A 24,656-nucleotide genomic window follows, 5' to 3' on the forward strand; every position below is an offset into this window, starting at 1 on the left:
TTATGTCTAATTTAAAAGAAATTAAAAGAAAAATTAAAAGTGTTCATAACACTCAAAAGACTACAAATGCTATGAAGCTAGTTTCTACTGCTAAGTTAAAAAAAGCAGAAGAAGCAGCTAAAAGATCAAAAATTTATGCACAAAAAATCGATGAAATTTTGAGTGAAATTTCATTTCAGATCAATAAAATTGTTCACAATGAAGATGATGTGCGTTTATCTTTGTTTCATAAAAAAGAACAAATTAAAACCATAGATTTAATATTTATCACTGCAGATAAAGGCTTATGTGGTGGTTTTAATATTAAGACTTTAAAAACAGTAAGTGAAATGCTAAAAGAATATGAAGCAAAAAATATTAATATTCGTCTTAGAGCTATAGGTAAAACTGGAATTGAATATTTTAATTTTCAAAAAATAGAATTGTTAGAGAAATATTTCCATCTTAGTTCTAGTCCTGATTATGAGAAAGCATGTGAAGTAATTCATGCTGCTGTAGATGATTTTTTAAATGGAAATACAGATGAAGTGATTTTAGTTCATAATGGTTATAAAAATATGATTACCCAAGAACTTAAAATTAATCATCTTATTCCAGTTGAGTCAAAGAGTATTGAACAGACTCATAATTCTCTTTTAGAGCTTGAACCGGAAGGAACTGAGCTTTTAGAAGATTTAATGAAAACATATTTTGAGTATAATATGTACTATGCATTAATCGATTCTTTGGCGGCAGAGCATAGTGCAAGAATGCAAGCTATGGATAATGCAACTAATAACGCAAAGGCAAGGGTGAAACAACTAAATTTAGCTTATAACAAAGCAAGACAAGAATCCATTACCACTGAGCTTATAGAAATTATCAGTGGTGTTGAATCAATGAAATAGTAAATTTTAAGGAGAAGATAAATAATGCAAGGATTTATTTCACAGGTATTAGGTCCGGTTGTTGATGTAGATTTTAACGACTATTTACCTCAAATTAATGAAGCAATTGTTGTAAATTTTGAAAGCGAAGGAAAAAAACATAAACTTGTTTTAGAAGTAGCAGCTCATTTAGGAGATAATAGAGTTAGAACTATTGCTATGGATATGACAGATGGTTTGGTAAGGGGCTTAAAAGCTGAGGCTTTAGGTGCTCCTATTAGTGTTCCTGTTGGTGAGAAAGTTTTAGGAAGAATTTTCAATGTTACTGGAGATTTGATCGATGAAGGTGAAGAAATTTCTTTTGATAAAAAATGGGCAATTCATAGAGATCCGCCAGCTTTTGAAGATCAAAGCACAAAAAGTGAGATTTTTGAAACAGGGATTAAAGTTGTAGATTTGCTTGCTCCTTATGCAAAAGGTGGTAAAGTAGGTCTTTTTGGTGGTGCAGGTGTTGGTAAAACTGTTATTATTATGGAGCTTATTCACAATGTTGCATTTAAGCATAGCGGCTATTCTGTATTTGCAGGTGTGGGTGAGAGAACTCGTGAAGGAAATGACCTTTATAATGAAATGAAAGAAAGTAATGTTTTAGACAAAGTTGCTCTATGTTATGGACAAATGAATGAACCACCAGGAGCAAGAAATCGTATTGCTTTAACAGGTTTAACAATGGCTGAGTATTTTAGAGATGAAATGGGTCTTGATGTGCTTATGTTTATTGATAATATCTTTAGATTTTCACAATCAGGTTCTGAAATGTCAGCACTTTTAGGAAGAATTCCATCAGCTGTGGGTTATCAACCAACCCTAGCAAGTGAAATGGGTAAATTCCAAGAAAGAATTACTTCAACTAAAAAAGGCTCAATCACTTCAGTTCAAGCTGTTTATGTTCCAGCTGATGACTTAACCGACCCAGCTCCAGCAACTGTTTTTGCTCACTTAGATGCTACAACAGTTTTAAATAGAGCTATTGCTGAAAAGGGTATTTATCCTGCAGTTGACCCACTTGATTCAACTTCAAGAATGCTTGATCCAAATATCATTGGAGAAGAACATTATAAAGTTGCTCGTGGTGTTCAATCAGTACTTCAAAAATACAAAGATTTACAAGATATCATTGCCATTTTAGGTATGGATGAGCTTAGTGAAGAGGATAAACTTGTAGTTGAAAGAGCAAGAAAGATTGAAAAATTCTTATCACAACCATTTTTCGTTGCAGAAGTTTTCACAGGTAGCCCAGGAAAATATATAAGCCTTGAAGATACAATAGCAGGATTTAAAGGAATTTTAGAAGGTAAATATGATCATTTGCCAGAAAATGCTTTCTATATGGTTGGAAATATAGATGAAGCTATTGCAAAAGCGGATAAATTAAAAGGTTAATTTATGAACGATTTGATTAATTTCGAGATAGTTACGCCTTTGGGTGTAATCTATCAAGGAGAAGTAAAATCTGTTACTTTACCAGGTAGTGAAGGAGAATTTGGCGTGCTTAAAGGACATGCTGCTTTGGTTTCTTCTTTAAAATCTGGAGTAATTGATATTGAAAAAGCTGATTTAAACCATGAATTAATTGCTATTGATGCTGGACACGCAAAGGTAGATGAAGATAAGATTTGCGTGTTAGCAAAGGGTGCGGTTTGGGTTTGTGGAAGTGATGAAAGTGAGATTGAAAAAAATCTTGCTCAAGCAAAAGATTTGATTAAATCTATGAGTTCTGATAATGCAGCTTTAGCAGCAACTTTTTCAAAACTTGATAATGCAAGGATGCATTAATGAATTTTGAAGCTATATTTCATTTTTTCAATAGTTCAAGTATTATTACTTATATAGTTTTATTATGGCTTTCTTTATATTTTATTTTAGCATTTAGTATTTTGTTTGCTAGATTGACTTATTTGGCTACATGGAGAAATAAGGAAAAAGAAAGTTTAGAAACTTTGCTCTTGGGTGAGAAGGATTTAAGTCGTACTGATTCGATTTTAAGAAAATGCAATGATACAACTTCAAATCATTTAGAAATCTATAAAAATTTAGCAAGTCGCCGCGCTTCTGCTGGACTTACTTGGCTTAGTATTATTGCTTCAACTTCACCTTTTATAGGTCTTTTTGGGACGGTTATTTCTATACTTGAAACTTTTGGTGGGCTTGGAACTCAAAATTCTTTAAGTATCATAGCTCCTAAAATCAGCGAGGCTTTAGTTGCTACAGGTTGTGGTATTTTAGTAGCAATTCCTGCTTATACATTTCATCTCATCATTAAAAGAAAAGCTTTCGAACTTTTAAGCATTATTGATAGCGAGATTAAAGTTATAAGTTCGAGTAAATAAGGTTAAAAATGCCATTTGATGATGAAAAACCTGAGCTTAATATCACACCTTTAGTAGATATTATGCTTGTATTGCTTGCGATTTTAATGGTAACAGCTCCAAGCATTACTTATGAAGAAAAAATTAATCTTCCACAAGGTAGTCAAAAAAATACTAGCGCTCCAACTGTTAAGAGTTTAATTATTAGTATTAATGCAAAAAAAGAAATTTTTTTAAATCAAGAAAAATACGATTTTATAAGTTTTGCTGACAATCTTGCTCAAAGAAAAGCACAATTTAATACCGAAGATCCGGTTTTTATACGCGCTGATAAAAGCTTAAAATATGACGATGTTATTTCAGTCTTAAGAAGTGTAAAAAATTTAGGATTTAATAAAGTTGCTTTACAGACTGAATAATCATGAAAAATTATGGTTTGAGTAATTTAAATTCGTTTTTACTTGCTTTAGCAATATATATTAGTATAGTAATTCTTGTTTTTTTTAGACTTGTAAGCGAGGTTGAACCTGCTATACAATATACCGATATAAAAGATAGTTTTGTAGATATTGAACTTGCTGAACCATCAAAACAAGTTATTACTCAAAGTAACACTCCTAAAGAAATACAAAAACCAACAGAGCAAATTGATATAGAAAAGCTTTTTGCTCAGACTACAAATAAAACAGTTAAAACTGAAGATATTGACCAAAAGGCAAGTAATTTTAATGAGCTTTTTGGAAATATTAAAGAAATACAAGAAGAAAAGACTACAAAAATTCAATCAAGTGCTAAATCAGGAATTTCTAGTGCCCCAAAACCTCAAACTTCCGAACTTGTAAAACAACTTAATGATAGTTTACTTCAAGAAGAAAGTTCAACGCAAGGCGAAAGCACAAAGGCGCAAAAGATTGGAATTTATGATGAATTTTTAGGGAAAGTTGTGCGTATTATCACTCAAAGATGGACTCAGTATTATCCAAATAGTGAAAAAATTTCTGTTAAGGTAAAAATTTTTATTGATGAAAATGGAAAATTTGGCTATACTTCAGTTGAAAAAAGTGGGAATCCTTTATATGATGCTAAAGTGGCTGAATTTTTAGAAAGTCAAAAAGGTAAATTTATTACTTATCCTCCGCAAAATAAAAATATAAGCATTACCATGAATTTAAGAGATGAAGCAAAAGTTAAAAATGATTAGGAGAAAAAAATGAAAAAAATTGTAGCAATTTTTTTAGTCTTTTTAGGAAGTCTTTGGGCAGAAGATCCAGTGATTGATGTTGTTAATTCTGGTGTAGTTTTACCAAAGATTATTGTTAAAGACAATTCAAATTTAAGTGATGAGAATTTAAAGAAAAGCTTTTATAATATCATTGTGAACGATTTGAAAGTAAGTTCAAACTTTGAAGTTGTTGCTAATGCAACTGAGACAAGTAATTATACTTTTGAATACGCTTTAAATAAAAATGGTAACACTTTGAGTTTAAATGTAAAAATAAAAGCTGGCGGTTCTGATAAGTCAGAGCAAACTTATACTTTAAATGGTTTAGAGCAATATCCATTTTTGGCACATAAAAGCGTCAAAGCTTCTGTAAATGCGTTAGGACTTGCACCTGTTGATTGGATGGATCATAAAATTTTGATCGCGAGAAATTCTAGCTCTAAAAAAAGTCAAATTATTATGGCTGATTATACTTTAACTTATCAAAAAGTTATTGTTGATGGCGGGCTTAATTTATTTCCAAAATGGGGAAATAAAGAACAAACTCTATTTTATTATACAGCTTATGATCATGATAAGCCAACTTTATACCGTTATGATTTAAATACCAATAAAGCTAGTAAAATTTTATCAAGCGGCGGTATGGTTGTAGCAAGTGATGTGAGTGTAGATGGAAGTAAACTACTTGTTACCATGGCTCCAAAAGATCAGCCTGATGTTTATTTATATGACTTAAATACTAAAAATCTAACACAATTAACTAATTATTCTGGTATTGATGTTAATGGAAATTTTATTGGCTTAGATGATAGTAAAGTGGTATTTGTAAGCGATCGTTTAGGATATCCTAATATTTTTATGCAAGATTTAAATAGTAATAGTGCTGAACAAGTTGTTTTTCATGGTAGAAACAATTCGGCTGTTTCGACTTATAAAGATTTTTTGGTTTATTCAAGTCGTGAACCAAATCAAGCAGGTGTTTTTAATATTTATTTGATGTCAATTAATAGTGATTATATTCGTCAACTTACAGCAAATGGAAAAAATTTATTTCCAAGATTTTCTAGTGACGGTGGAAGTATAGTATTTATCAAATATTTAGGTGCGCAAAGTGCTTTAGGTGTTATTCGTGTAAATGCAAATAAGACTTTTTATTTTCCTCTTAGGGTTGGAAAAATTCAATCAATTGATTGGTAAAAATTTCAATTTTAGGTTAAAATTAATTAAAAATTAGGTATAATAGTAAGAATTTATTAACTTTGAAAGGTCATAAATGAAAAAAATTCTTTTTACTTCAATTGCAGCTCTTGCAGTTGTTATTAGTGGTTGTAGCACAAAAAGCACTAGTGTAAGCGGTGATAGTAGCGTTGATTCAAATCGTGGTTCAGGTGGAAGTGATGGTTGGGATATTGATTCAAAAATTTCTCAACTTAATGATACTTTAAATAAAGTATATTTTGATTTTGATAAATTCAACATTCGTCCTGATATGCAAAATGTTGTAAGCACAAATGCTAATATCTTTAACACTGAAGTAAGCGGTGTAAGTATTACTGTTGAAGGAAACTGCGATGAGTGGGGAACCGATGAATATAACCAAGCTCTAGGTTTAAAAAGAGCAAAAGCTGTAAAAGAAGCTTTAATTGCTAAAGGTGTAAATGCTGATAGAATTGCTGTTAAAAGCTATGGAGAAACAAATCCTGTGTGTACTGAAAAAACTAAAGCTTGCGATGCGCAAAACAGACGTGCTGAATTTAAATTATCAAGATAATTAATGAAAAAAATATTCACAGTAGCTCTTCTTGGAGCTACTTTACTTTATGCAGAAAGCTCAGCTTTTGGTGCAGGAGATATAACAAGCGATTCTTCTTATGGTTTAACTTCAAATGAAAAATTATTTAAAGAAAAGTTAGATAATTTAAATAATGAAAATATACAAACAAATGCTAGAATTAATGAAATTAACGAAAGAATCGAGGGTTTACAAAGCACTTTAGAAGGTATAAATTCTCAATATGCTAAATCAAATTCTAGATTAAGTCAAGTTGAAGAGAATAATCAAAATATTGAAAATAATTTTACTAGTGAAATTCAAAAATTAAAGGCTTATGTTGAAGAAAGTAGAAAAATTCAAGAAGCTAATAATAAGCAAGTAAAAAAAGTTTTAGCCGAACTTAGTTCTTTAGTAGATGCTATTAATGCAAATTATGTTTCTAAAAACGAATTAAATGATGCAAATTTAAGCGTTAAAACTATTACACCTAGTGTTGTTGTTTCAACTACAGATTCAAATAGTACCATTGAAAACAATAATACTCAAAATACCCAAGATGATAAAGCAAAACAAATTGATGAATCTTGGAAAAAGAAAAAAAATAATGAAATTTTAGAATTAGCGATAAAAGATGTTGATAAAAATGCTTTTGAAGATTCCAAAGCAAAATTAAATTTTCTCATAACAAAGCAGTATAAACCTGCAAGAGCAAATTTTTGGTTAGGGGAGATCGAGTATAAACAAAAAAATTATAACAATGCTATTGTTTATTATAAAAAAAGTTCTTCTTTGAGTACAAAAGGAGATTATTTCCCAAAACTTTTATATCATACTGCTATTTCATTGGATAAAACAGGTGATACAAAAACAGCAAATGGTTTTTATAAAGCTTTAAAAACTAATTATCCAAATTCACCCGAAGCAAAAGCTTCACCTAATAGAAAATAAATTAAGGAGATAAAATGGCTATAGAAAAAAATAGTGTAGTTTCAATGTTTTATGAGTTAAAAGATGCAAATACAAATGAAGTTTTAGAATCAAATTTATATTCTCAACCTATTTCTTTTATTTTAGGCAAAGGTCAGATTTTAGAAAGCTTAGAAGAAGAAGTGATGAAGCTTGATTGCCCTAGCAATGCCGATGTGGTAATTAAAAAAGAAAAAGGTTTAGGCGAATACGATGAAAATGCGGTTCAAACTTTGCCAAAAGAGCAATTTGCAGGTATTGATTTAAAAGTAGGCATGGAGCTTTTTGGCGAAGGTGAAAATGGTGAAACCGTTCGTGTAACTGTAAAAGAAATCGGTGAAAATGATGTGACAATTGATTATAATCACCCTTATGCGGGTCGCGATTTGCTTTTTTCTTTAAATATTATAGATGCTAGAGCTGCGAGCGAAGACGAAATTCTTACAGGTATTATCGCAGGAAGTCATAGTTGTGGTTGTGGAAGCGGGCATGGACACGATCATCATCACGGACATGGACACGGCGGTGGCGGTTGCTGTGGCGGTGGCGGTGGCGGTGGTTGTCATTAATGAATGTTGCGTTTATATTTCCAGGTCAAGGCTCGCAAAGTCTTGGCATGGGAAAAGATTTTTATGAAAACTCTATAAAAGCTAAAGAACTCCTTCAAAACGCAAGTGATTTTTGTAAGATTGATTTTAAACATTTGCTTTTTGAAGAAAACGAAAAACTCAATCAAAGTGAATTTACTCAACCCGCCATCGTTTTAAATTCTTTAATGGCTTATAGTGTTTTACTTGAAAAAAAACCTGATTTAAGTTCGAAATTTGCTTTAGGGCATTCTTTGGGAGAATTTTCAGCCTTAGCTGTCAATGGTGCTTTTGATTTTTTAGAGGCTCTTTCTTTGGTCAATAAAAGAGGGCTTTTTATGCAAGAAGATTGTGCAAAAGTTGAAGCGGGTATGATGGTGGTTTTAGGGCTTGATGATGAAAAGGTTGAAGAGCTTTGCCAAAAAGCACAAAAAGAAAACAAGCAAATTTTCGCTGCAAATTATAACTGCAATGGACAAATCGTTGTAGCAGGTTTAAAACCTGATTTAGCAAGTTATGAAAGTGTATTTAAAGAAGCAGGAGCTAAAAGAGCTATGCTTTTAAATATGAGCGTGGCAAGTCATTGTCCTCTTTTGGAAAATGCTTCAGCTAAGCTTTGTGTGGAGCTTGAAAAGGTATTAAAACCAAATTTTAAAGCCGTAATTTCTAATGTAAATGCTAAAATTTATACAAGCAAAGAAGAAGCCCTTGAACTTTTAAAAGCACAACTTATCTCTCCTGTGCTTTATAAACAAAGCATTAAGGCATGTGAAAATGAAGTAGATTATTTCATAGAATTTGGCGCAAGTGTGCTTAAGGGTTTAAATAAAAAAATCACTTCAAAAGAAACTTATGCTTTAACAAATATGAATGATATTGATGAATTTTTAAAGGTTGTATGATGAAAATAGCAATTTTAGGAGCCATGAGTGAAGAAATCACTCCTTTACTTGAAACACTTAAAGATTATACGAAAATAGAACACGCTAACAATACTTATTATTTTGCAAAGTATAAAAACCATGAACTTGTTTTAGCGTATTCTAAAATCGGCAAGGTAAATTCTACTCTTAGTGCCAGCGTGATGATAGAAAAATTTGGCGCACAAGTGTTGCTTTTTACGGGCGTTGCAGGTGCTTTTAATCCTGAACTTGAAATTGGCGATTTGCTTTATGCAACAAAATTAGCCCAATACGATCTTGATATTACTGCTTTTGGGCATCCTTTGGGTTTTGTTCCAGGTAATGAAATTTTTATCAAAACCGATGAGAAATTAAACAATCTTGCTTTAGAAGTTGCTAAGGAATTAAATATCAAACTGCGTGCAGGTATTATTGCAACGGGTGATGAGTTTATTTGCGATGAAGCAAAAAAAGCAAAAATTAGAGAAATTTTCAATGCGGATGCTTGTGAAATGGAAGGCGCAAGTGTGGCTTTGGTTTGTGATGCTTTAAAGGTGCCTTGTTTTATCTTAAGAGCTATGAGTGATAAAGCAGGGGAAAAGGCTGAATTTGATTTTGATGAGTTTGTGATCAATTCAGCTAAAATTTCAGCCAATTTTGTGCTTAAAATGTGCGAGAAATTATGATAAATCTTAGCAAAAAACTCATACGCCAAGTTGCACAAGCTAATGCTAAATTTGGACTTATTAAAGATGGAGATAGGGTTCTTTTAGGGCTTAGCGGCGGGAAAGATTCTTTGGCTTTAGCCCATCTTTTAAATCGTATGCAAGCTCACGCTCCTTTTAAATTTGAATTTGAAGCGGTAACTTTGAGTTATGGTATGGGCGAGGATTATTCAGGGCTTCATGCACATTGTGAAGAACACGGCATTAAACATAGCGTGCTTGATTCAAATATTTATGAAGTTTCAGGCGATACCATAAGAGAAAATTCAAGTTTTTGTAGTTATTTTTCGAGAATGCGTCGTGGAGCTTTATATACTTACGCTCTTGAAAAAGGTTTTAACAAGCTTGCTATAGCCCATCATTTAGATGATGCAGCAGAAAGCTTTTTTATGAATTTTATTCATAATGGAGCTTTAAGAACCTTAGTGCCTATTTATCAAAGCAAACGCGGTATAACTGTGATACGCCCTTTGATTTTTGTGCGTGAAAGACAGCTTAGAGATAATGCTACGCAAAATGAACTTAGCGTGATAGGAAATGAATTTTGTCCTGGTATGAAACTCAGTGAAAAAAATGTAAAATTTCCACACGCTAGAGAAGAAGCTAAACAGCTTTTAGCAAATTTAGAAAAAGATCATCCTAAGCTTTTTACAAGTTTAAAAACCGCTTTTGCCAATTTACACACGGAGAGTTTTTGGCTTCAAAAGGCATAAAAGCATGAAAAAAGCTTTTGTTTTAGTGGATTATCAAAATGATTTTATTGATGGAAGTTTAGGTTTTGATAAGGCTTTAAAGATCAAAGAAAATATTCTTAAAGCCTTAAATCAAATCGATTTTAATAACACGCATTTGCTTTTAACCTATGATACGCATGATGAGCATTATCTACAAAGTAAAGAAGGTTTAAATTTACCTGTAAAACATTGCATTAAAGAGAGTTTGGGTTGGCAAATGCCAAAGGAATTTGAACCTTTTTTACAAAAAGCTCATAAAATTTTTTATAAAAATACTTTTGGTAGCTTAGAATTAGCTAATTTCATACAAAAAAGTGATTATGAAGAACTTCATTTTGCAGGGCTTGTTTCTCATATTTGTGTGTTTTGTAATATCATTTTAGCTTTTGGTGCTAAGCCTAATGCAAGGATAATTTTACACCAAAATTTAAGTGCAAGTTTTGATAAAAATTTAGAAAAATCTGCTTTTGATCTACTTAGAGCTTATGGTATTGAAATTGTTTAATGCAAGGCTTTATACTCCATACTCAAAAAGTTAAAGATGAGGATTTGATCGTTTATATTTTAAGTCCTAAAATGCTTATTAAGGTTTATCGTTTTTATGGACTTAGACATTCTAGTATTTTAAGCGGTTATAAAATCGATTTTGCTTTAGAAGAAAATCCTAGTTTTTTGCCAAGACTTAAAGATGTGTTGCATTTAGGATTTTTATGGATCATGCAAAGGGATAAAATGCTTATTTGGCAAGAATTTATCCGTCTTTTATATAGACACTTAAAAGATGTAGAAGAGCTTGATAGTTTTTATTTTGATTTACTTCAAGAGTGTGTGAAAAGATTTGAAAAACAAAATCCAAAGCGTGTCATTGTCGATGCTTATTTAAAAATTTTGGAATTTGAAGGAAGATTGCATAAAGATTTTTTTTGTTTTGCCTGTGATGAGAAAATTCAAAATTCCATTACACTGTTAAGGGCTTTTTTACCTTCGCATTCTCAATGCGCTTTAGGATTTGAGTTTGAAGAGAAAAAACTAAAACAATTTTATAGCAGTAAAAATTGTGCGATTTTTGATGATGAAGAAATAGAAAATTTATACCATTTGATTAAGGAAGGTTTATGATATTAAGTGATGAAAAATGTGATTTTTTAGAACCTATAGCAAGTTTTTTAAGCTCTAAGCATGTGGAGCTTGTTTTTGTAGAAAGTAAGGAAATGCAAGAAATTAACTTAGAGCAAAGAAAGCAAGATAAAACCACTGACGTGCTTTCTTTTCCGCTTGAAAATATCGATGAGAGTTTGCCTTTGGGTTCTGTTGTGATCAATGTGGATTTGGCAAAAGAAAAGGCTAAAGAATTAGGGCATAGCTATGAAGAAGAAATAAGCTTGCTTTTTATACATGCTATGCTTCATTTACTAGGCTTTGATCATGAAAATGATAATGGAGAAATGAGAGAAAAAGAGAAAGAACTTATAGAGCATTTTAATTTGCCCAAAAGTTTGATTGTAAGGACTTTAGAAGGTTGAACTAAAATAATAATTTCGGCGTCCAAATCATAGAAATTGGCTCTAAAAAGAAGGATTAGAATAATTAAGATAAAAAGTTTAGCTCTCTAATCAAAAATAATAAATATAGATTTAAATAAAATTAAAATCAAAACAAACTAAAAGGGCTGAAATCAAAATGTAAAGATTTTGGAGTATTTACTTGAAAGGTCTTAGTTCTTTTTTAATTAAAGAATAACCACCTTTATTATATCTATCCAAATAAAAAAAATTGATTTTAATATATAATTTATGATATTATTCAAATAAAGAGTAAAATAGTTAAGAAAAGGAGAATTATATGTTAAAAAATTAACAAGCTCATTGATTTTAGGCTCTTTATTGGCAAGTTCTGCTTTTGCTGGGGATTTTTTAGCTAAAGTTAGTAATGGTGCTTTAAGTGATAATTCTCAAGGGGTTAAAGCTCTTAATTTAGATGAGATGAAGCAAGTTAAGGGTGGAGCTATTTCTCAAGATGGTAGGATAGCACCTCTTTTAGTTTATGGTGGCAGACAACTTGCGATGTGGGGTATAAGATACGCAGCTTGGGGTGCATATCAAGAAAGACATCCTATAAATAGTGGCATTGGAATTCATGGTTGGCGTCCATAAGCTTATGTTAGAAAATCTTTTTGCTCAAATAATAGAAAATTTTATTTACTGCAAGGATAAGGGTTATTTTTGCCTCATTTTTCTTATTATTGGTGCTTTTATTTTGTTTTTTATTTTTTCAAAGCTTTATGGATATTTTTAGGAGCAAATTTAAATCTTTAATTATGAATTTTTCCACACTAGAACTTTGCATAAATATTTTGATAATCTTGCTTTTTCTCTATGTTTTATGCAACCGTTTTTTTATGAGCAAAATAGGATTTTTCTTTTTTATAATTTTATATTTATTGCTACATTTTGTGAATATCGAAAATATATTTTTGTGGCTATTTTTTTCTTTAACCTATTGCATTATTTTATTCATAGTGGTTTTAAAAATATATCACAAAAAGAAACAAAATAAATATTAAGCTACTGGGTTACTTTGCCGATATGATTTGCAAGGAATAAAAATGATAAATAGTCTAAACTCAAATTTAAACTATGATTACAACACTTCAAATTTTAAACAAGATAAAAATATTGACTTTAAAATCAACAAACACGGAGTAGCCGTTATAACAGGAGAAGGTGCTTTGCCTTATCGTGGAAAAAAATTTGAGTATAATCCCAAAATATTCGGACTTGATGAAAGTATTAGCAAAAAAGATATGCAAGAATTTAACAACTTTATGAAGTCAAATGCTTTAAAAGACCCCAATAAAATAGAAAAATCTCCTTTAAAAGATTTTAATCCTGCTTATACAAAATGGGACCCAACTACGGAGAAAATGATGTTAGGTTTTTTTGTTTCTTATTCTAAGATGTTTCATTTGGGCTACGACATCATCAAAAAAGCCGATGAATTTTATAAAGAATTTGACGCACTTATAAGTAAAGATTTAAGCTTAGATGAGTTTAAAACTAAATACATAGATTTTAAGCAAAGACACGATGAATTTGTGAAAGAATACGAAATGGCTATGGGCGATAAAATGTTGCTTTCTAGTGATAATGAAATTATCACTCAACAAAGTGAAAAACCCTTCAAAGCCATTCAAGGCGAAAGCAAAAACAAAGAAACTTACAAAGATGATAGTACAAGAAACGAACTTGTAAAAAAACTATTAGAAGGTAAATTTAGCACTAGTGAAGAATTAGAACTTCTTTTTGGTATGAAATTTAGTGATGATGCAGGAGAATTTAATAAAATCCTTTCTTTAAATTCTGCACCAAAAATTATAGATATTAAGGCTTAAGATTTTTTAAATTATAAAAATCAATCAAGTTAAACTAAAAAATTCTTCTATTTTTTTTCGCATTTCTTCGACATTGTCGATACGATTAACGCTATCTCTAAAGGCTGAAGCGTCTTTATGCCCTTTAGAATACTCGTGTAAATGCTTGCGAAATATACTTATGCCTTGATCTTTGTAGTGTTTTATCATTTCATCAAAATGAGTGAGTATGATTTCTTTTTTGAATTTTTCATCTACACTTTTACCACTTTTGATTTCATGAAATATCCAAGGATTTCCTACGCTTGCACGCCCTATCATGAGTCCATCGCATTTTGTGATTTTATAAACTTCTTTAGCGTTTTGTGCGTTGATATCGCCATTTGCAATCACAGGAATTTTCACGCTCGCTTTAGCGCTGGCAATGGATTCATAATCGGCTTTTCCGCTATAAAGCTGTTTTCTTGTGCGTCCATGAATACTTACAAAATCCACCCCCAAGCTTTCACAAATTTTAGCCATTTTTTCAGGATATTTTTCATTAAATCCTAGTCGAAATTTCACACTTGTAAGGCTTTTTTTATTGTTTTCTTTAATCACTCCTACAAGATTTTTAAAAAGCTCTAAATTTTCTAGCAAAGCACTTCCTGCACATTGTTTAACAACTTTATTGACAGGGCAACCGCAATTAAAATCGATCCCATCTACAAAATCCATTTCATTTAGCATTTGTACTGCTTTTTTTAGCACTTCTTTATCTCCACCTGCAATTTGGACTATATAAGGATTTTCTAATTTAGCTCTTTCTAGCATATGTAGAGTTTTAGAACTTTCATAAACTAAGGCATTAGAACTTATCATTTCACTTATGGTAATATCAGCACCAAATTTTTTTACTACATTACGAAAAGGCAGATCTGAAAAACCTGCCATAGGGGCTAAAAACAAGGGTTTTTTGCTAAAATCTATCATTGTATGAGTTGGTTTAGATCGATTTTGATATTTTTTTCACGCAGGGTTAAAAAGGCTTTAAAATCATTAAATTTCTTATCATCATTGTGAATTTGCTCTCTTAGCTCATCTAAAAGTCCAAATTCAGCTAAAAGATATAAATACGCTCTTAAAGCTTCACTTTTTTCATTTTTAATTTTATTGAAAATTCCTAAAATAGCATCAGGATTTAAAAGTTTGATACTTAGTTTTGCTGCGTTAAGATAGTCTTTTTCGCTTAGTATATTGTGTGAAAGTAAAACTTCATATTCTGCTACACTAAGTTCTAAATTTCCTTCTTTAAAACGCTTGATAAGTGTGAGAATTTCAGAAGGCTTTTTAGGGATTTTTACATTTTTAATTTGCTCATAACTAGCTTTTTCTATAAGAGTGTTAAAAGCAATTTCTTCAAATTCATCTTTGATTTCATTAAGGTTTTTAAGTTTGCTATAGGCGTAATTTGCATCGTTTTTGAGATGATTTTTTTCATTTTGCAAATATAAAGCATTGTTATTTTCAAGTTTAAATTTGCTAAGGTTAAAAAATTCGTTTTTATTTAAACCATCAATAAGATCTAAAATTTCATTGATTTTATTTGAGTGTGGAATTTTTTCATGTGTTTTTATGGTTTTAAAAAGTTGTGCCACAGCTCTAAATTCTTTCGTTTGAAAAGTGGTTTTAAGATCCTTTTCAAGGAGTAAATCTTGAGTATAAGTTTCAAATTTAGCTGCATCTTTAAAAAAATGCTTAAATTTTAAATAACGCAAAAATCCATAAAATGCTATGTGTAAAACGGCTAAAATCATATAAATAAATAAAGGAATAACAAGCCATATCATAATAGGTAGTTCAAAGGTATAAGTGCTGATATTTAGAGTATAGCTTCCTAATTCTAGATGCCAAGCAAAGGCAAAAATAAGTGCTATATAAATAAAACTTGCAAGTAAGAAGAGTTTAATTTTCATGTTTTTTTCCTTGTTCTGCAATTTGACGGCAAGTGATACAATATCTTGCGTGAGGTTTGACTTTTAGTCTTTGAGAGTCGATTTCATCATCGCAAGATTCGCAAATTCCATAAGTGCCGTTTTTGATTTTATCTAAAGAATTTTCGATTTCTATAAGTTCTTCTTTGAGATTGGTGCTGATAGTAAAGTCAATTTGAGAGCCTGTTTCTATGACAGAAAAATCTACACTATCGCTTGGGACGCTATTGTGAAGAGCTTCGATTTCATTTGAATTGCTTTGCAAATTTTCTAAGATGGTTTTTTTTCTTTCTTCTAAAATATTTTTGAAATTTTGTATTTCATTTTTTTTCATTTTAAAACTTTCTATTTGTGATAAGGGTGATTGTTGTTGATGCAAAATGCGCGATAAATTTGTTCTAAAAGTAAGGTTTTAACAAATTGATGTGCTAAAGTAAGTTTGCTTAATGATAGTCTAAAATCCAAACTTTGATTAAATTCTTCTCTTAAACCATAAGCACCGCCTATAAAAAAACTTAATTCATTTTTATCTTGGATGAGTTTTGCAAATTCTAGACTTGTAAGATCTTTCCCTTTTTCATCAAGAGCGATACAATAGCCTTTTTTATAAGGCATAAAAGCTTCTTCATAGCTTTTTTTTGCTTCTATGGCATTTAAATTTTGAGCTAAGGCTATTTTTTTATTAAAAACATTTATTTCTTTTAAAGTGGCGTATTTAGAAATAAGTTTAGAGTATTTCTCGCTCCAAGTTTTAAATTCATCACTTTTTTGAATACAAAAGATATTAACTTGCAAATTATTTTCCACTAAAAAATTTTAGTACATCGCTAAGATATTGTTTTTGTTCTCCTCTTTCAACTATGGCATCTATAAGTCCATGTTCTAACAAGAACTCTGCTTTTTGAAAGCCTTCAGGTAAATCTGCTCCTATGGTTTGTTTGATAACTCTTGCACCAGCAAAACCTACTAAAGCTTCAGGTTCAGCGATGATTAAATCTCCAAGCCAAGCAAAAGAAGCACTTACCCCACCCATAGTAGGATCAGTTAAAATGCTAATATAAGGAAGTTTTTCTTTGCTAAGAAGTTTAAGTGCAGCGCTAGTTTTGCTCATTTGCATTAAAGAATAAGTACTTTCTTGCATTCTAGCTCCACCGCTTGCACTTACGATGACAAGAGGGGTTTTGCTTGTGATGGCTCTTTGTATAGCTCTAACGATTTTTTCTCCTTCAACAGAACCTAAAGATCCGCCCATAAAAGAAAAATCAAATACAACAAGTTGGGTTTTTAAACCATTGATTTCACATTCTCCGCTGATAACAGAACTTTTTCTACCTGTTTTACTTTCACCTTCGCTAAGGCGTTTTTTATAGGATTTGCTATCAACAAATTTTAAAGGATCTATAGCTTCTAAATTTGCATCATACTCAATAAAACTGCCTTCATCGCTTAAAAGTTTAATACGTTCATCAGCTGAAATTCTCATGTGATAATTACATTTAGGACAAACATTAAAACAAGATTCTATTTCTTTATAATACATCAAAGCATGACAACTTTGGCATTTTACCCAGTGATTTGGAGCTTCTTTAATACTAGGTTGTTGTCTTCTTATTTTTGAAAAAATATCTGCAAAATTCATATATTCACCTAATTATTTTTTAAAAATTCCAAGATTATATCAAAAATTTTCTTGTCTTGGCTTAGGAGAAGGAAATTTTCATTTTTTTCTATATATAAATTTTGATGAATTGTTAAAGCAGCTGCTGTATCAAAAATTCGTGTTTTTCCAAGAATTAATACAAAACTAAAATACGAAGCATAAGCGAGACTTAAGGCTGTTGCACCCAAAGAGCGAAATTTTAATTGATTTTTTGTTAAAAAATCGAGAAGTTCTGGATAAAGTGAAATTTTTTCAACTATACCTATTTTAGGAAATAGATTGGGTGTTAAGGGTGAGTATTTTGGATCGGAAAGATTGGATTTAAAAGCTTGATTGTTATTAAAAGCAAAAATTTCTTGACTGACAAGATTGCAAACAAAAGCGCTTTTTGCCTGATCTTTTTCCATAAGAGCTATAGAAGTTCCATAAAATGGTATTTTAGAAACAAAATTTGAACTTCCATCCAAAGGAACAAGAATCATTTGTTTTGGCCTAGCTTTTCCGATCAATCCGCTTTCTTCAGAAAAAATTTGTCCAAAACAACTAAGATATTTTATGAAAATTTGTTCACATTTTAAGTCAAGCTCATAGCCTTGATTTTCATCATAGCCTAATTTAGAGCAAAGTTTAAGATCATTTTGTGGGATATTATTTAGATACTTGTGTATTTGCAAATTTGCATTTAAGCAAGCATCTAAAAATTCTTTCATTAAAAGCGTGTTCCAAGATTAAATTCAAAACTATTAGTATTATCACCTTTTTTATCATTAAGAGGTTTGGCAAATACAAGCTGTAAAGGTCCAATTGGTGTAATCCATTCAATGCCTATACCTGTACTCATTCTTTTTATTTCATCTAAATTTTTACGTCCTATCATACCATAATCAAAAAACACGCTACCACGAAGTTTGATTCTATCAATCAAAGGAAAACTAAGTTCTACAGAATTGGCAAAAGCTATGGTTCCACCTACTTCATCTCCCCATTGATTTTTAGGACTTACCGTTCTGCTTTCAAAACCGCGTATCGATCTAATACCACCTAAATAAATTCTTTGGTTAATTGGTAAATAACCTTCATTCCATACTTTATAAAAACTCGCTTTATAGCGATAAATAAGATCATATCCTATATAGTCTTGCAAACCTTGATAAAAGTTAAATTTAGAGCTTGATGAAATAAATTCTTGATCTCCGCCAAGTCCAGCGTATTCTAAACTAGTTGAAGCAATGATACCTGATCGTGGCAGATAATAATCATCTGTATTGTTAAAGGTGATTGCTGGAGTTATAGAGCTTTTAATACTTTTGCCAAGTTCATATCCTGTTCTTAAAAGAGTTGGACTTAAGTGATATATATCGCTTTGTTCAAGATTATAAGTTAAGCTTACATTATAGTATCTTGCAAATTGGCGTCCAACTGTTATATCAAAGCCGTAATTTTTTTCTGAATAATTATCCCATTCATAGTCATTTGAATAAAGTGTTCCGCCTAGACTATATTGACTATCAAGAACGCGTGGATTTATGAGACTAATCCTTCCTGATAAGGTATCATCGCTTTTATCCACGCTTACAGAGCTTTTTATTCCTGAACCAAAGATATTTGTATCTGATAAAGAAGCATTAAGTAAAATACCATCGCTTGATCCATAGCCAATGCCTCCAGAAATAGCTCCTGTAGAAGCTTCTTTAACATCAACAATCAAATCAATATGTGTATCATCAACTTTTTCTTCTTTGATATTTACATCGTCAAAATAAGAAGTTCTTTTTAAAGCATTTTTTGACTCGCTTAAGTCTGTTCTATTGTATAAATTACCTTCTGTTATATATAATTCTCGGCGTATGACGCGATCTACAGTGCGTGAATTTCCTGAAATAATAACATTTCTTATATAAACTTTATCGTGAGGGATTACTTTAAATACAACGGTGGCTTCTTGAGTTTGATCATTTTTTTGAATATCAGGATAGACTTCTACAAACGCATAACCCAAATCAGCACTTTGTGTTTCTATGGTTTTAACATCTTTTCTAATGTCTTCGATATTGATAGTTTTGCCAGTGCTTGATCTTAAATCTTTTACGGTTTGTGTATTTTGTTTATCATCAAATAAAGGATTTTCTATGCTTATACTTTTAATTTTATAAGGCTTTCCTTCTTTGATAAAATAAGTCAAATTTGCTTGATAAGTATCTGTGTAGGTTTTAAGATAAGGGGAGGATACTTGAACATCTAAATATCCTTTTTTCATATATTCATCAGCAATTCTTGAACTATCGTTACTAAGTTCAAAAACTTTTAATTTTCCATCATTGCGTCCCCACATCCATCCCATAAATTCTTTTTCTTTGTTAACAACAGCAGGTTCTATATCAGAATATGAAAATTTCTTGGCTCCACTTAAATGAACATTATCAATAATGATATTTTCGCCACGATTTACTATAAATTCAAGCTCTAGTCCATCAGTATTTTCTAAAGTCTTTTTTTTGTATTCTATAATAGTATCAAAATAACTTTTTGCTTCATAATAAGCTTTAATGCGTTCAATAGCTTCTTTTATACTTCCTTCATCAAGTAGTGTGCCTCTTTTAATCCCTAAAATACTTTCAACTTGTTTTCTATCATTTGAAGCTATACCTGTGATAGTAATCTTTGCTATAGTTGGTTTTTCGGTAACTATAATTTCCAAAATTCCATTGTTGTTTTCTACCGCGATATTTTCGAAATAATTTTGTTTATAAAGATTAAGAATAGCAGTGTTGATTTTTGCAGGATTTATTTCCTCGCCTATTTTAAGCCCTGTAATATTCATGGCACTTGTATTTGATAAGTGGTTTAATCCGATAAATTTAATATCTTTAATGGTTGCTGCATTGGCTATAGCAACTAAAGCACAAATACTAATAAGATGTTTTTTCATTGATTTTTTTACCTAAAGCTTTATTAAAAGCTGTATAATAGCAAAAAAAATTTAACAAAAAAACTAAGGTAGAAAGTATGAAAATAGCAATTATAGGGCTTGGGCTTATGGGTGGATCTTTAGGGCTTTGTTTGAAAGAAAATAAGCTTATTTCTTGTGTTTATGGTATGGATTTAAGCAAAGAAAATGAAAAAGATGCCCTGCAATTAGGTCTTATTCATGAGCTTATAGAATTTAAAGATTTAGCTTTATGTGATATGATTTTTATCGCAACTCCTGTTAATGCTATTATAGAAATTTTGCAAAAGTTAGTTGATTTGCCTTCTAATGTAACAATTATAGAGCTTGGAAGTACAAAAAGAAAAATTATAGAAAGTTTGCCTAAGAATTTAATCAAACAAACTCTTTTTGCTCATCCTATGACAGGAACTGAAAATTCAGGTCCAAAAGCGGCTTTTAAAGAGCTTTATAAAGATGCAGTTTGTGTTCTTTGTGATAGTGAAATAGCTGATGACTTGCATCAAAAAAGAGCGGTAGAAATTTTTTCTCATTTAGGGATGAAAATTGTTTTTATGGATAGTAAAGCCCATGATCATCATGCTGCTATTATTTCTCATTTGCCTCATGTTATAAGTTTTTCTTTGGCAAATTTTGTAATGAAGGAAGAAGATAAAAGAAATATTGTTCATTTAGCTGGAGGATCTTTTAAAGGTATGAGCAGAATTGCCAAATCATCGCCACAAATGTGGGAAAGTATTTTTTTACAAAATAAAGATAACGTATTAAGTTCTATTGATTTTTTTCAACAAGAATTAGAGAGATGTAAACAAATGATACAATTAGACAAAAATGATGAATTAAGAGAATGGATGAAACAGGCTAATACTCTAAGAGAAATTTTATAAATTTGCTAGATATTTACTGAAAATATAATAGAATTTATACTAAAAACAACAAAAACATTAAAAATTTTTAAGGAAGGTTATGGCAAAAAGAAAAGGCAAAACTTATTTATCTGTTTTAATTTTAGTTTTAATAGCAATTTTGATTTTTTTTATTTCAAGATTAAGTATTTTTGAAAAAAATCCTCCTCAAATTTTAATGCCAGATGTTGTATATACTGATCTTAAAAAACCTATTTTAGTGCATGTTAAAGATGATGAAAGTTCTATCAAAAATGTACAAATTATATTGCATAAAGACGACAATACTAGTACAATGGTTATAGCAGATGAAAAGATTTCTAATTTAAAAGATATTACCTTACAAGTTGCTTTGCCAAAATTTGGTTACAAAGAAAATGTAAAATCTTTTGTTTTGGAGGTGATAGCTAAAGATTCTAGTTTTTGGAATTTTTTTAGTGGTAATGAAGCAAGAAAACAAATTGCGGTATTGGTAGATAATACGGCTCCAAAAATCAATATCATAAGCAATTCTTACCAAATCGAGCAAGGCGGTGCCGGGGCAGTTGTTTTTAAGGCCGATGATGCTAATTTAGATAAGGTGTATATAGAAACAAATAAAGGTAAAATCTTTAAAGTCACACCTTATGTAAAAGAAGGATATTATGCGGCTTTGATTGCTTGGGATGCAAGAGATGAGGAATTTCGTGCATTTGTTATCGCTACGGATAAAGCGGGAAATATTTCAAAAGAATGTATAAGGTATTATTTTGTTAATCGTAAATATCGTGTTTCAAATATCAATCTAACGGATAAATTTTTAGATGGAAAGATTGAGAATTTAGCAAATCAATATGCTCCAAAAGATAATAATCTCAATCGTTATGAAAAATTTAAGTTTGTCAATGAAACTTTAAGAAATAGCAATGAAGAACTTATCCATGAAATCACTTCAAAAGTACCTGAGGAAAAAATTGATAATTTTGATTTGAATTTATTTTTACCTCTTAAAAATGGTATGAAAGTAGCGGATTTTGCTGATCATAGGTATTATTCTTATAATGGGCAATTTGTGAGTGATTCTTATCATATGGGGCTTGATCTAGCAAGCGTAGCACAAGCTCCTATCATAAGCAATAACGCAGGCAAGGTTGTTTTTGCTGCTGAAAATGGAATTTATGGTTTAAATTTAATTATTTATCATGGTTTTGGAGTATATAGTCTTTATGGGCACTGTTTTTCTAAAAATGTTGATTTAGATGAAATGATTAATAAACAAAGCATTATAGGCAAAACAGGAACAAGTGGTTTAGCCTTAGGTGATCATTTGCATTTTGGAGTTTTGGTTCAAGGAGTTGAAACGCGTCCTGAACAATGGCAAGATAAAAAATGGATAGAAAATAATATTTACAATGTTTTAAATGATGGTAAAAAGATAATTTTAGGAAAAAATTAATGAAACAATTAACTTTAGCAAAAACTGTCAAAGGCGTAGGTATAGGACTTCATAAGGGTGAGCCCATAGAAATTACTTTAGAGCCTTTAGAAGCAAATAGTGGTATAGTATTTTTTAGAAGCGATCTTAATGCAAGCTATAAGGCAAGTCCTGAAAATGTGATCAATACTCAAATGGCAACTGTTTTAGGAGATGATCGTGGATTTATTTCTACAATAGAGCATTTAATGAGTGCGATTAATGCTTATGGAATCGATAATGTACGCATAGTTTTAAATGCAAATGAAGCTCCTGTTATGGATGGATCAAGTATTAGTTTTTGTATGATGCTTGATGAAGCAGGGGTAAAAGAACTTGATGTGCCTAAAAAAATTATGGTAATTAAAAAGCCTATAGAAGTAAGAGATGGTAATAAATTTGTGCGTTTAACTCCTACTAAAGAACCCCGTATTAATTACACAATTAAATTTGACAATGCTGTTATAGGTGAACAAAGTTACAATTTTGAATTCAGCAAAAAAAATTATATAGAAAACATAGCAAGGGCTAGAACTTTTGGTTTTTTAAAAGATGTTCAAGCTCTTAGGAGTATGAATTTAGCACTAGGTGGAAGTTTAGAAAATACTATAGTGGTAGATGAAAATCGTATTTTAAATCCTGAGGGTTTGCGTTTCAAAGATGAGTTTGTAAGACATAAAATTTTAGATGCAATTGGAGATTTAACCTTACTTGGATATCGTGTTTTTGGAGATTATACTTCATATGCTGGGAGTCATCATTTAAATCATTTGCTCACTAAAGAAGTTTTAAAAGATAAAGATGCTTATGAAATTGTAAGCCTTGAAAAAACAACCCAAAAAGCTTATGAAAAGGTATTTGCATAAAAACCTCTCTTTTGCTTAATGCTTTATCTAAGCCTTTAATGATCGGAATTTATCAAGATGATAAACTTATAAAAACTTATAAAAGTGAAGAAAAAGCAAGCGAATTTTTACCAAAAATTTTAGATGAATTGCTTAAAGAATATGATTTTACAAGTTTAATCTATGCTAATGGTCCAGGTTCTTATATGGGGATTAAAATTTCTTATGTAAGTTTGAGTACTTTAAGTATAGTAAAAAATATTCCTTTATTTGCGGTGAGTGCTTTTGAATTAAATGGCTATAAACCCATAAGTGCAAATAAAAATTTTTGTTTTGTATATAAAGAAGGTGAAATTTGTTTAGAGCAAAATATCCCAGCAGAGTTTTTTTTACCAAAAAATTTACAAGAGCTTAAACTAAATAATGATAATCTTCCTTTTTATTTTTTAGATGCAATTTAGGATGAAATTTGAAAATTTTAGTTCCCGCTACGAGTGCGAATTTAGGGCCAGGTTTTGATTGTTTAGGACTTAGTTTAAAGCTTTTTAATGAAACTCAAATCCAAAAATCAGGTGTTTTTAGCATTAGTATTGGAGGTGAGGGCAGTGATAATATTTTTCTTAAAAAAAACAATATATTTGTAAATATTTTTTATGAAATTTATGAAAAACTAAGCGGAAAAAAAGATAATTTTCGTTTTATTTTTCAAAATAACATTCCTCTTTCAAGAGGGTTAGGAAGCTCTTCAGCTGTGATTGTTGGAGCTATTGCCAGTGCTTATTATATGAGTGGATTTAAGGTAGAAAAAGAACGTATTTTAGATGAGGCTTTAATTTATGAAAACCATCCAGATAATATCGCTCCAGCTACTCTTGGTGGTTTTGTGTGTTCTTTGGTTGAAAAAAATAAAGTTTATAGTATCAAAAAAGAGATTGATAAAGATTTAGCTGCTGTGGTTGTGATCCCAAATTTGGCAATGAGCACGGAACAATCACGCCAAGCTTTGGCCAAAAATTTAAGTTTTAATGATGCGGTTTTCAACCTTTCTCATGCTTCATTTTTAACCGCTTGTTTTTTGGAGAAAAAATATGAATTTTTAAAATTTGCAAGTCAAGATAAGCTTCATGAAATCAATCGTATGAAAAACTTACCCGAGCTTTTTGAAGTGCAAAAATTTGCCTTAGAAAATAAAGCTTTAATGAGCACACTTTCAGGCTCAGGATCGAGCTTTTTTTCTTTAGCTTTTAAAGATGATGCTTTAGCTTTAGCAAAGAAAATGCAAACAAAATTTAAAGATTTTCGTGTGCAATATTTAGAATTTGATGATAATGGCTTTGAAATTTGCTAAAAAATATAAA

Annotated in this window: 30 protein-coding genes and 1 pseudogene; 23 read left to right on the forward strand and 8 right to left on the reverse strand. The window is 30.6% G+C overall.

All coding sequences use genetic code 11. The annotated features are described in order from the left end of the window. Window positions 1–2: 2 nt before the first annotated feature. From atpG to ybeY, 16 genes are all read left to right on the forward strand, one after another. Window positions 3–887, forward strand: a complete 885-nt coding sequence (gene atpG / locus AT682_RS00545; protein WP_002883047.1) for an ATP synthase F1 subunit gamma — start codon at window positions 3–5, stop codon at window positions 885–887. A gap of 24 nt (window positions 888–911) precedes the next feature. Beyond that, window positions 912–2,309 carry a F0F1 ATP synthase subunit beta gene (atpD, locus tag AT682_RS00550; protein WP_002852005.1) on the forward strand — a complete coding sequence of 466 codons (1,398 nt, stop codon included), beginning with the start codon at window positions 912–914 and terminating at the stop codon, window positions 2,307–2,309. 3 nt (window positions 2,310–2,312) lie between these two features. Beyond that, on the forward strand, window positions 2,313–2,702 hold the full coding sequence (gene atpC, locus AT682_RS00555) for an ATP synthase F1 subunit epsilon (RefSeq protein WP_002851752.1): 390 nt from the start codon (window positions 2,313–2,315) through the stop codon (window positions 2,700–2,702). Next, window positions 2,702–3,256, forward strand: coding sequence for a MotA/TolQ/ExbB proton channel family protein (locus AT682_RS00560; RefSeq protein WP_002854361.1), 555 nt, complete (start codon window positions 2,702–2,704; stop codon window positions 3,254–3,256). Before atpC ends, AT682_RS00560 begins: the two co-directional genes overlap by 1 nt. Before the next feature lie 8 nt (window positions 3,257–3,264). Continuing rightward, window positions 3,265–3,654, forward strand: a complete 390-nt coding sequence (locus AT682_RS00565; RefSeq protein WP_002866730.1) for an ExbD/TolR family protein — start codon at window positions 3,265–3,267, stop codon at window positions 3,652–3,654. Window positions 3,655–3,656: 2 nt separating this feature from the next. Beyond that, window positions 3,657–4,436 carry a TonB C-terminal domain-containing protein gene (locus tag AT682_RS00570; RefSeq protein ID WP_002883045.1) on the forward strand — a complete coding sequence of 260 codons (780 nt, stop codon included), beginning with the start codon at window positions 3,657–3,659 and terminating at the stop codon, window positions 4,434–4,436. A gap of 9 nt (window positions 4,437–4,445) precedes the next feature. Next, a complete protein-coding gene (tolB, locus tag AT682_RS00575; RefSeq protein ID WP_002883044.1) occupies window positions 4,446–5,654 on the forward strand; it encodes a Tol-Pal system protein TolB in 1,209 nt (402 codons plus the stop codon). Between the two features lie 76 nt (window positions 5,655–5,730). Beyond that, a complete protein-coding gene (gene pal, locus AT682_RS00580) occupies window positions 5,731–6,228 on the forward strand; it encodes a peptidoglycan-associated lipoprotein Pal (protein ID WP_002851617.1) in 498 nt (165 codons plus the stop codon). Window positions 6,229–6,231: 3 nt separating this feature from the next. Then, complete coding sequence (locus AT682_RS00585; RefSeq protein ID WP_002883043.1) at window positions 6,232–7,179, forward strand: tetratricopeptide repeat protein; 948 nt, start codon at window positions 6,232–6,234, stop codon at window positions 7,177–7,179. A gap of 14 nt (window positions 7,180–7,193) precedes the next feature. After that, complete coding sequence (gene slyD / locus AT682_RS00590) at window positions 7,194–7,766, forward strand: FKBP-type peptidyl-prolyl cis-trans isomerase (protein WP_016818259.1); 573 nt, start codon at window positions 7,194–7,196, stop codon at window positions 7,764–7,766. A 47-nt stretch (window positions 7,767–7,813) separates the two neighbouring features. Next, entirely contained in the window at window positions 7,814–8,686 is an 873-nt protein-coding gene (gene fabD / locus AT682_RS00595) for an ACP S-malonyltransferase (RefSeq protein ID WP_236017588.1), read from the forward strand. Further along, on the forward strand, window positions 8,683–9,372 hold the full coding sequence (pfs, locus tag AT682_RS00600; protein ID WP_002860591.1) for an aminodeoxyfutalosine nucleosidase: 690 nt from the start codon (window positions 8,683–8,685) through the stop codon (window positions 9,370–9,372). The genes fabD and pfs overlap by 4 nt, the downstream gene beginning before the upstream one ends. Then, window positions 9,369–10,124 (forward strand): PP-loop family protein, encoded by a 756-nt coding sequence (locus AT682_RS00605; RefSeq protein ID WP_002883444.1) that lies wholly within the window; start codon window positions 9,369–9,371, stop codon window positions 10,122–10,124. Before pfs ends, AT682_RS00605 begins: the two co-directional genes overlap by 4 nt. A gap of 4 nt (window positions 10,125–10,128) precedes the next feature. After that, complete coding sequence (locus AT682_RS00610; RefSeq protein WP_002883443.1) at window positions 10,129–10,650, forward strand: cysteine hydrolase family protein; 522 nt, start codon at window positions 10,129–10,131, stop codon at window positions 10,648–10,650. Then, complete coding sequence (gene recO / locus AT682_RS00615; RefSeq protein WP_002883441.1) at window positions 10,650–11,264, forward strand: recombination protein RecO; 615 nt, start codon at window positions 10,650–10,652, stop codon at window positions 11,262–11,264. The genes AT682_RS00610 and recO overlap by 1 nt, the downstream gene beginning before the upstream one ends. Continuing rightward, entirely contained in the window at window positions 11,261–11,668 is a 408-nt protein-coding gene (gene ybeY, locus AT682_RS00620; protein ID WP_002883438.1) for an rRNA maturation RNase YbeY, read from the forward strand. The genes recO and ybeY overlap by 4 nt, the downstream gene beginning before the upstream one ends. Before the next feature lie 127 nt (window positions 11,669–11,795). Here ybeY and AT682_RS09135 read toward each other — a convergent pair. Further along, window positions 11,796–11,941: pseudogene (locus AT682_RS09135) on the reverse strand (peptidase C39); the annotation flags it as partial. 87 nt (window positions 11,942–12,028) lie between these two features. Here AT682_RS09135 and AT682_RS00625 point away from each other — a divergent pair. Beyond that, on the forward strand, window positions 12,029–12,298 hold the full coding sequence (locus tag AT682_RS00625) for a hypothetical protein (RefSeq protein ID WP_002883585.1): 270 nt from the start codon (window positions 12,029–12,031) through the stop codon (window positions 12,296–12,298). Window positions 12,299–12,750: 452 nt separating this feature from the next. Continuing rightward, window positions 12,751–13,536: a Cj0814-related protein gene (locus AT682_RS00630; RefSeq protein WP_016818257.1), complete on the forward strand. Its 786-nt coding sequence runs from the start codon at window positions 12,751–12,753 to the stop codon at window positions 13,534–13,536. 24 nt (window positions 13,537–13,560) lie between these two features. Here the strand turns inward: AT682_RS00630 and AT682_RS00635 are convergent, their stop codons facing one another. Genes AT682_RS00635 through bamA form a run of 7 tightly spaced genes read right to left on the reverse strand, consistent with a single transcriptional unit; the run spans window position 13,561 to window position 20,077 of the window. Continuing rightward, a complete protein-coding gene (locus AT682_RS00635; protein WP_002882991.1) occupies window positions 13,561–14,487 on the reverse strand; it encodes a tRNA dihydrouridine synthase in 927 nt (308 codons plus the stop codon). After that, on the reverse strand, window positions 14,484–15,470 hold the full coding sequence (locus AT682_RS00640) for a hypothetical protein (protein ID WP_002857470.1): 987 nt from the start codon (window positions 15,468–15,470) through the stop codon (window positions 14,484–14,486). The genes AT682_RS00635 and AT682_RS00640 overlap by 4 nt, the downstream gene beginning before the upstream one ends. Beyond that, window positions 15,460–15,822 (reverse strand): molecular chaperone DnaK suppressor DksA, encoded by a 363-nt coding sequence (dksA, locus tag AT682_RS00645; RefSeq protein WP_002857406.1) that lies wholly within the window; start codon window positions 15,820–15,822, stop codon window positions 15,460–15,462. The genes AT682_RS00640 and dksA overlap by 11 nt, the downstream gene beginning before the upstream one ends. Before the next feature lie 11 nt (window positions 15,823–15,833). Continuing rightward, window positions 15,834–16,283, reverse strand: coding sequence for a 23S rRNA (pseudouridine(1915)-N(3))-methyltransferase RlmH (locus tag AT682_RS00650; protein WP_025998312.1), 450 nt, complete (start codon window positions 16,281–16,283; stop codon window positions 15,834–15,836). A gap of 1 nt (window position 16,284) precedes the next feature. Beyond that, window positions 16,285–17,127: an acetyl-CoA carboxylase, carboxyltransferase subunit beta gene (gene accD, locus AT682_RS00655; RefSeq protein ID WP_002857277.1), complete on the reverse strand. Its 843-nt coding sequence runs from the start codon at window positions 17,125–17,127 to the stop codon at window positions 16,285–16,287. Between the two features lie 8 nt (window positions 17,128–17,135). After that, window positions 17,136–17,858: an inositol monophosphatase family protein gene (locus tag AT682_RS00660; RefSeq protein WP_002882993.1), complete on the reverse strand. Its 723-nt coding sequence runs from the start codon at window positions 17,856–17,858 to the stop codon at window positions 17,136–17,138. Further along, on the reverse strand, window positions 17,858–20,077 hold the full coding sequence (gene bamA / locus AT682_RS00665; RefSeq protein WP_002882994.1) for an outer membrane protein assembly factor BamA: 2,220 nt from the start codon (window positions 20,075–20,077) through the stop codon (window positions 17,858–17,860). The genes AT682_RS00660 and bamA overlap by 1 nt, the downstream gene beginning before the upstream one ends. A gap of 77 nt (window positions 20,078–20,154) precedes the next feature. Between bamA and tyrA the strand changes: the two genes are divergently transcribed. The 5 genes from tyrA to thrB all read left to right on the forward strand — a co-directional run bounded on the left by tyrA (window position 20,155) and on the right by thrB (window position 24,646). After that, window positions 20,155–20,982 (forward strand): prephenate dehydrogenase, encoded by an 828-nt coding sequence (gene tyrA, locus AT682_RS00670; protein WP_002854548.1) that lies wholly within the window; start codon window positions 20,155–20,157, stop codon window positions 20,980–20,982. 79 nt (window positions 20,983–21,061) lie between these two features. Beyond that, on the forward strand, window positions 21,062–22,435 hold the full coding sequence (pgp6, locus tag AT682_RS00675) for a peptidoglycan metallopeptidase Pgp6 (protein ID WP_002882995.1): 1,374 nt from the start codon (window positions 21,062–21,064) through the stop codon (window positions 22,433–22,435). Next, window positions 22,435–23,319: a UDP-3-O-acyl-N-acetylglucosamine deacetylase gene (lpxC, locus tag AT682_RS00680; protein ID WP_002854588.1), complete on the forward strand. Its 885-nt coding sequence runs from the start codon at window positions 22,435–22,437 to the stop codon at window positions 23,317–23,319. The genes pgp6 and lpxC overlap by 1 nt, the downstream gene beginning before the upstream one ends. Window positions 23,320–23,357: 38 nt before the next feature. Further along, window positions 23,358–23,759, forward strand: a complete 402-nt coding sequence (locus AT682_RS00685) for a tRNA threonylcarbamoyladenosine biosynthesis protein TsaB (RefSeq protein ID WP_002851789.1) — start codon at window positions 23,358–23,360, stop codon at window positions 23,757–23,759. A gap of 8 nt (window positions 23,760–23,767) precedes the next feature. Further along, window positions 23,768–24,646 (forward strand): homoserine kinase, encoded by an 879-nt coding sequence (thrB, locus tag AT682_RS00690; RefSeq protein ID WP_002857455.1) that lies wholly within the window; start codon window positions 23,768–23,770, stop codon window positions 24,644–24,646. The last annotated feature ends 10 nt before the right edge of the window (window positions 24,647–24,656 follow it).

This window comes from Campylobacter jejuni (assembly GCF_001457695.1).
Taxonomy (GTDB): domain Bacteria; phylum Campylobacterota; class Campylobacteria; order Campylobacterales; family Campylobacteraceae; genus Campylobacter_D; species Campylobacter_D jejuni.